Genomic DNA, 5,905 nt, shown 5'->3' with positions numbered 1-5,905 from the left:
GGCACATCACCGGCTACGGCCGGGCCTGACCCCTCTCCCGAAGGAGCACCGCCATGCAAGAGTTCCCTGTCGAAGGTCCGGTCACCGTCTCGTTCCGGATCGGCTCCGGCTCGGTCGACGTCGTCGCCGAGGAGCGCACCAGCGCCGCGGTCGAGGTCGAGCCGGCCGACCGCCGCGGCGAGTCCCGCCGGCTGGCCGACGAGACCGAGGTCGAGTTCCGCGGCGACACGCTGCACGTCGTGACCCCCAACCAGAGCGGTTTCCGGCTGCGCGGCGGGTCGGTCGCGATCCGGGTGCGGGTGCCGCTGGACAGCGCGATCACGGGCAAGTCCGCGTCGGCCGACGTCACCTGCGACGGCCGGGTCGGCACCCTCCAGGTCGAGGCCGCCTCCGGCGACGTGACGGCCGAGCACGTCAGCGGCGACGCGACCGTGGGCACCGCGAGCGGTGACGTGCGGTTGAGCCGCGTCGACGGTCACCTGCGCGCCAAGGGCGCCTCCGGCGACCTGCGGGTGCGGGAGGTGGGCGGGAGCGTGGCCGGCAAGTACGCGAGCGGCGACGTCAACGTCGAGGAGGCCGGCGGCGACATCAGCGTCGAGACCGCGTCCGGCGACATCTCGATCGGCCGGGCCCAGCGCGGCACCGCCCGTATCACCAGCGCCTCCGGCGACGTCCGGATCGGTGTGCGGGCCGGCACCGGGGTGTGGTTCGACGTCAAGACGCTCTCCGGCGACACCCGCAACGGCCTCGACATGAGCACGTCCGGTCCCGACGCCGGCGAGGCCACCGGCAACCAACTCAACCTGCAGCTGCGCACCATGAGCGGCGACATCGACATCCACCGCGCCTGACCTGAGAGGACTTCGCGTGATGCACGAGAACCCGGACTTCCTGCTCTCCATCGCCAACGAGCGCCAGCGCGCCATGCGCCGCACCGCGGCCCGCCGCCACCTGGCCGTCCGCGTGGCCCGCGCGATGCGCCGCGACCGTGAGCATCCGCAGCGCTGATCGTCTGTCGTTCCACCAGGGACCCGCCGCCCCCTCGGGGCCGGACGGGTCTTCTGGTTTTCTAGACGTAGAACCAGGTGAAGGGCGCCCAGGGCAGGTTGCGCAGGATCGAGAAGGCGAGCCAGGCGCCCATGAAGACCGCGAGGGCCAGCGGCGGGATGCGGAGCTGCGGGAGCTTGCGCCCGAACGCCGTCTGCGCCGCCCACGCGATGTAGAGGTAGATCACGAACGGCACGGCGAAGACGAACAACAGGTGATGCCGCGCGGCGGCGGGCAGGTCACCGTGCAGCAGGTACCACGCGGCGCGCGTGCCACCACACCCCGGACAGTCGAGCCCGGTGGTCAACTTGAGAATGCAGGTCGGCGGCGCGTCGGACGCGCTGTCGGTGGGGTTGCTGACCAGGGTGTAGCCGACCGCGCCACCGATGCACCCGAGCACCGCGAGGGGCCCGAGCCACCGCGGGACTCGGTCGAGCATCCGCAGATAGGCCCGCCCGACCCGCCCCCGCCGCGGCGGTGCGTAGGACGGCGGCAGAAACACCGGCGGCACCGCACCGTTGGCCACCGCACCATCCGGCACGGCGTCATATGCGGCACCGTCCGGCTGCAATTCGTAGGGCGCGGCGCCCTTCGGCGGCAGTGCCGGAGCCGCGCCGTTCGACTGCTGCGCAGCGTCCGCGGCGCCGTCCGGCGCTGGGGCGTTCGGGTGGCTGCCGGCGGGGGCACCCTCGGCCGCGGGTGCGGTCGGGCCTTGGGTGGATGTCATGGCCGTCACGCTACACCGGCCGCGCTTCCCAGCGCGGCTGCGACCGGCCCGCCCAGATCACCGCCTTCCGGTGCAGCAACTGCCGACAGGCCGAGCCAACCCGCGAGCCGGGTCAGCTCGGCGGCGAGGGCGCGCGCGGTCGCCACCCGGTCGACGCCCGGCTCCGCCCACGCCGCCGGCACCCGCAGCACTCCCGCCTTGCGGTCGGCCTTCAGGTCGACCCGCGCGGTGAACCGGTCGCCCTGCAGGAACGGCAGCACGTAGTAGCCGTAGACCCGCTGCGGCGCCGGCACGTAGATCTCGATGCGGTAGGTGAAGTGGAACAGCCGCTCGGTGCGCGCCCGCTCCCAGACCAGCGGGTCGAACGGGCTGATCAGCCGGTCGCCGCGGACCCAGCGCGGGAGCTTGGCCTCGGGGTGCAGGTAGGCCGGCTGCTTCCAGGACTCGACCCGGACCGGCAGCAGCGCACCCTCGTCGACCAGCGCCGCGATGGCCGCGCGGGCGCCGGCCACGGGTAGTCGGAAGTAGTCGCGCAGCTCGTACTCGGCCGCCACCCCCAGCGAGCGGGCGGCCACCATGACCAGCGTGCGGTGCGCTTCGGCCTCCGTCGGCGTCGGCGCGGCCAGCACCTCGGCCGGCAGCACCCGCTCGGGCACGTCGTAGACCCGCGCGAACGACGTGTTGCGCGCCGCCGCACTCACCTCGCCCGCCCAGAACAGGTATTCGAGCGCCTGCTTGACCGACGACCAGTTCCACCCCCAGTTGGACTTGTCGCGCGGCTCGTCGCGCTCGATCTCGGCCGCGGTCAGCGGGCCGGACTCGCGCACCTCGTCGAGCACCCACTTGACCAGCTCGGGCTGCTCCTCGGCGAACCGCCGCAGGCCACCCCACTGGTGCTCGCGGGCCATCCGCCAGCGCATCGCGGGCTGCAGCTCGACCGGGATCAGCGACGCCTCGTGGCCCCAGTATTCGAAGAGCGTGCGCGGCCGCCGGTAGGCCGCCCGGTCGAGCAGCGCCGTCGGATAGGGCCCGAGCCGGCTGTAGAGCGGCAGGTAGTGGGCCCGCTGGAGCACGTTGACCGAGTCCATCTGGAGCAGGCCGGTGCGGCCGACCACCCGGCGGAGATGGCGCGCGGTCGGCACACCGGCGGGCGCCGGGTCGGTGAAGCCCTGGGCGGCCAGCGCGATGCGGCGGGCCTGCGCCAGCGACAACGATTCGAGTGCCACGACCCGCACGTTAATCGACCCGTACGACAAAATTCCGCGCGCGGAAGCGGCGCTTGCCTGTAGACACCGTGGGCATGGTGACGATCCGGCCCGAGACCCGCGACGACATCGACGCGGTGGCGGCGCTGCACGTCCGCGCCTGGCAGGCCGGCTACGCGGGCATGATCCCGGCCGAGGTGCTCGACGCGCTCGACCCGGCCCAGCGGGCCGCCCGGCGCCGCGAATGGCACGACGCCACGGAGTTCCAGACCCTGGTGGCCACGGACGGCCCGACGATCATCGGCTTCACCACCGTCGGCCCGTACCGTCATCAGCAGGACCGCACCGCCCTCGACCCGGCGGTCGGCGAGGTGCTCGCCATCTATCTGGAGCCGGACCGGGTCGGCACGGGCGTCGGCCGCGCGCTGATGGCCGCGGCCCTGGCCGAGCTGGCCGCCCGCGGTTTCCGCGAGGTCCGGCTCTGGGTGCTCGAGGCCAACCATCGCTCCCGGCGGTTCTACGCGAAGGCGGGCTTCGCGGAAGACGGCGAACGGGCGGAGTTCACGGTGACGCTGCCGTCAAGCGGCGACCGGGTCCCGCTCCCGGAGCTGCGCTACGTCCGGACGATCGACGGCTGAGCGCAGCGGCAGGAAGAGCAGCAGGGCCAGACTGACCCAGACGTACGCGTTGCTGCCCAGGAAGCCGCCGACCCCACCGAAGCCGTACTCCCACTGCCAGACCAGGCGGCTGCACAGCACGGCGTACGCGATTGCCGCGAACACGAGCATCCCCCGGCGCCGCAGGCCGGCGTCGGCCAGCAGGATCAGCGCCGGCAGCAGCCAGACCAGGTGGTGCACCCAGGTGACGGGGCTGATCAGGCAGCCCAGCACGCCGGTCAGCGCCAGCCCTTCGGCCAGCGACGCCCGGCGTACCCGCCAGGCCCAGACGCCGATCGCCGCCACCACCAGCACCAGCCAGGCGAGCGACGACGGGTGCTCGGGGTTCAGCCGGGCGACCACGCCCTGCAGCGACTGGTTCGAGACGAAGGCCAGCGAGCCCACCCGGTTGGTGTCCCAGAGAGCGTCGGTCCAGAACTCGCGGGAGGCCGCCGGGTCGACCGCCGCCGCGGCGAGGGTGGCCACCGTGGCGGTGCCGGTCGCGACCAGCGCGGCCCGCCAGCGGCGGGTGACCAGCAGGTAGAGGATGAACACCCCGGGGGTGAGCTTGATCGCCGTCGCCAGGCCGATGCCCACGCCGGCCCAGCGCTTCCCGCCGGCCAGCCCGACCAGCAGGTCCAGCGCGACCAGGAAGATCAACAGCAGGTTGACCTGGCCAAACGTGATCGTCTCGCGGTAGGGCTCGAACGCTGCGATCAGCAGGGCGGCGACGGCGAGCACGAACCAGGGGGTCCAGCGCTCCCGCAGGGCGATCGGCAGCACCATCCAGCGCAGCAGGGCGTAGGTGGCCGCCAGCGACAGCGCCACACTGATCACCATCGCCAGGGCCCAGGGCACGACCGCCATCGGCACCATCGCGATGGCCGCGAACGGTGGATAGGTGAAGCCGTACTTGCTGTTCGGCTTCAGGAAGTCGTACAGCATGCCGTGGTCGTGGATCCAGTAGTTGACGGCGCCGTAGTAGACCTTCAGGTCGAAGAACCCGTGGCGCGCGGAGAAGAGGACGAGAAAGACGAGGACAACCACCGCGAGACCCGCGACGATCGCCCCCTGCCGGCGCGCGGCCCGCTCGATCAAGCCCTGCTCCCACTCCGTAGGCTCACCACTCATGGCACTCGGGTACGTCCGCCCGGCGCGTCCCGAGGACGCCGCCGAAATCGCCCGCATCCAGATCGCGACCTGGCGGGTCGCCTATCGCCGGATGCTGCCCCGACACGTGCTCGACGACCTCGACGAGGCCTGGATCGCCGAACGCTGGAGCGCCGCGGTCGAACAGCCACCGTCGCCGAGGCACCGGGTGCTGGTGGCCGTCGAGCAGGCGGAACAATCGTACTTGGTGGGTTTTGCCGCCTCGGGTCCCGCCGACGAGCAGGCGTTGGCCCCGGAGGAGCCGGCTCTGCCGGACGATGTGGCGGCCATCACGGACCTGCTGGTCGAGCCCCGCTGGGGCCGCCGCGGCCACGGCAGCCGCCTACTGGCGGCAAGCGTCGACCTGTGGCGCGAGGACAGTTTCGCCTTCGCGGTGGCCTGGGCCTACGACGGCGACGCCGCCACCCGCAAGTTCCTGACCACGGCGGGCTGGGCCCCGGACGGCGCGGGCCGCGCCCTGGACGTCGACGACATGCTCGTCTACCAGATGCGCCTACACGTCGACCTCACCGCCGACCCGGCCGAGCAGGAATAGATCAAGGGCTGGATGGCTCGGGCCCGCCCGGGGCGCGACCGTCGCTCCCGCCAGACACCGCTGCGCTGCCATGTCCGCGGCGGGTCACCGTCAGTGCGCCGTCAGGTCGATGCCGCGGCGACGACGAGGGGCACAGCCAACACCGCGGCGCAGGACAGGGTGACCGCGCGTGGCGCTGCGGCCGTGAGACGGGTCGGGGCGAGCGCCAGCGGGAGCACGGCCGCGAGTTGGACCATGGCCGTGAAGTAGACGAGGCAGCTGAGCGGGAAGAAGAGGACGACGCAGACCCCAGGCGGCCACCTTGAACGCCCGCAGCGGCCGAATCACCGCCGGAACGGCCGCGAGCAGCGGGAACGGCGCCATCAAGATGACTAGCTCCGGAAACCGGACCGCCAGGGTGGCCATGGCCGTAGCCACGGACGCCGCGACCTCCGCTCAGCGCGAAGCCGCAACGCCCGCGAGGGTCCAGGGTCTGACCGGCCGGCCCAGCCCCCAATGCGGGTCGGTTACCGGCGGGCGTGGCCGTCCGGGTCCACATGTGTCACGGCGCCCGCGAGCTCCCTTA

7 protein-coding genes are annotated in these 5,905 nt (G+C 72.7%); 4 read left to right on the top strand and 3 right to left on the bottom strand.

Annotated features, from left to right (window positions below; genetic code table 11):
* Positions 1-53 precede the first annotated feature (53 nt).
* Together Asi02nite_RS40710 and Asi02nite_RS40705 are read left to right on the top strand one after the other, a co-directional pair.
* Positions 54-851 carry a DUF4097 family beta strand repeat-containing protein gene (locus Asi02nite_RS40710; RefSeq protein WP_203719395.1) on the top strand — a complete coding sequence of 266 codons (798 nt, stop codon included), beginning with the start codon at positions 54-56 and terminating at the stop codon, positions 849-851.
* Between the two features lie 16 nt (positions 852-867).
* Positions 868-1,008 (top strand): hypothetical protein, encoded by a 141-nt coding sequence (locus Asi02nite_RS40705; RefSeq protein WP_203719394.1) that lies wholly within the window; start codon positions 868-870, stop codon positions 1,006-1,008.
* A 61-nt stretch (positions 1,009-1,069) separates the two neighbouring features.
* On the opposite strand, the gene Asi02nite_RS40700 is transcribed toward Asi02nite_RS40705, so the two are convergent.
* Entirely contained in the window at positions 1,070-1,783 is a 714-nt protein-coding gene (locus tag Asi02nite_RS40700) for a DUF2752 domain-containing protein (RefSeq protein WP_373312451.1), read from the bottom strand.
* Positions 1,780-3,009, bottom strand: coding sequence for a winged helix-turn-helix domain-containing protein (locus tag Asi02nite_RS40695; protein WP_203719392.1), 1,230 nt, complete (start codon positions 3,007-3,009; stop codon positions 1,780-1,782). Before Asi02nite_RS40695 ends, Asi02nite_RS40700 begins: the two co-directional genes overlap by 4 nt.
* A gap of 65 nt (positions 3,010-3,074) precedes the next feature.
* Between Asi02nite_RS40695 and Asi02nite_RS40690 the strand changes: the two genes are divergently transcribed.
* Entirely contained in the window at positions 3,075-3,617 is a 543-nt protein-coding gene (locus tag Asi02nite_RS40690) for a GNAT family N-acetyltransferase (protein WP_203719391.1), read from the top strand.
* On the opposite strand, the gene Asi02nite_RS40685 is transcribed toward Asi02nite_RS40690, so the two are convergent.
* Entirely contained in the window at positions 3,558-4,766 is a 1,209-nt protein-coding gene (locus Asi02nite_RS40685) for a glycosyltransferase 87 family protein (RefSeq protein WP_203719390.1), read from the bottom strand. The two genes, Asi02nite_RS40690 and Asi02nite_RS40685, sit on opposite strands and share 60 nt — an antisense overlap.
* Here Asi02nite_RS40685 and Asi02nite_RS40680 point away from each other — a divergent pair.
* Complete coding sequence (locus Asi02nite_RS40680) at positions 4,765-5,340, top strand: GNAT family N-acetyltransferase (protein ID WP_203719389.1); 576 nt, start codon at positions 4,765-4,767, stop codon at positions 5,338-5,340. The genes Asi02nite_RS40685 and Asi02nite_RS40680 overlap by 2 nt on opposite strands.
* Positions 5,341-5,905: the final 565 nt, after the last annotated feature.

The organism is Asanoa siamensis (assembly GCF_016862555.1).
Taxonomy (GTDB): Bacteria; Actinomycetota; Actinomycetes; order Mycobacteriales; family Micromonosporaceae; genus Asanoa; species Asanoa siamensis.
This window is presented reverse-complemented; position numbering and strand designations above follow the sequence as displayed.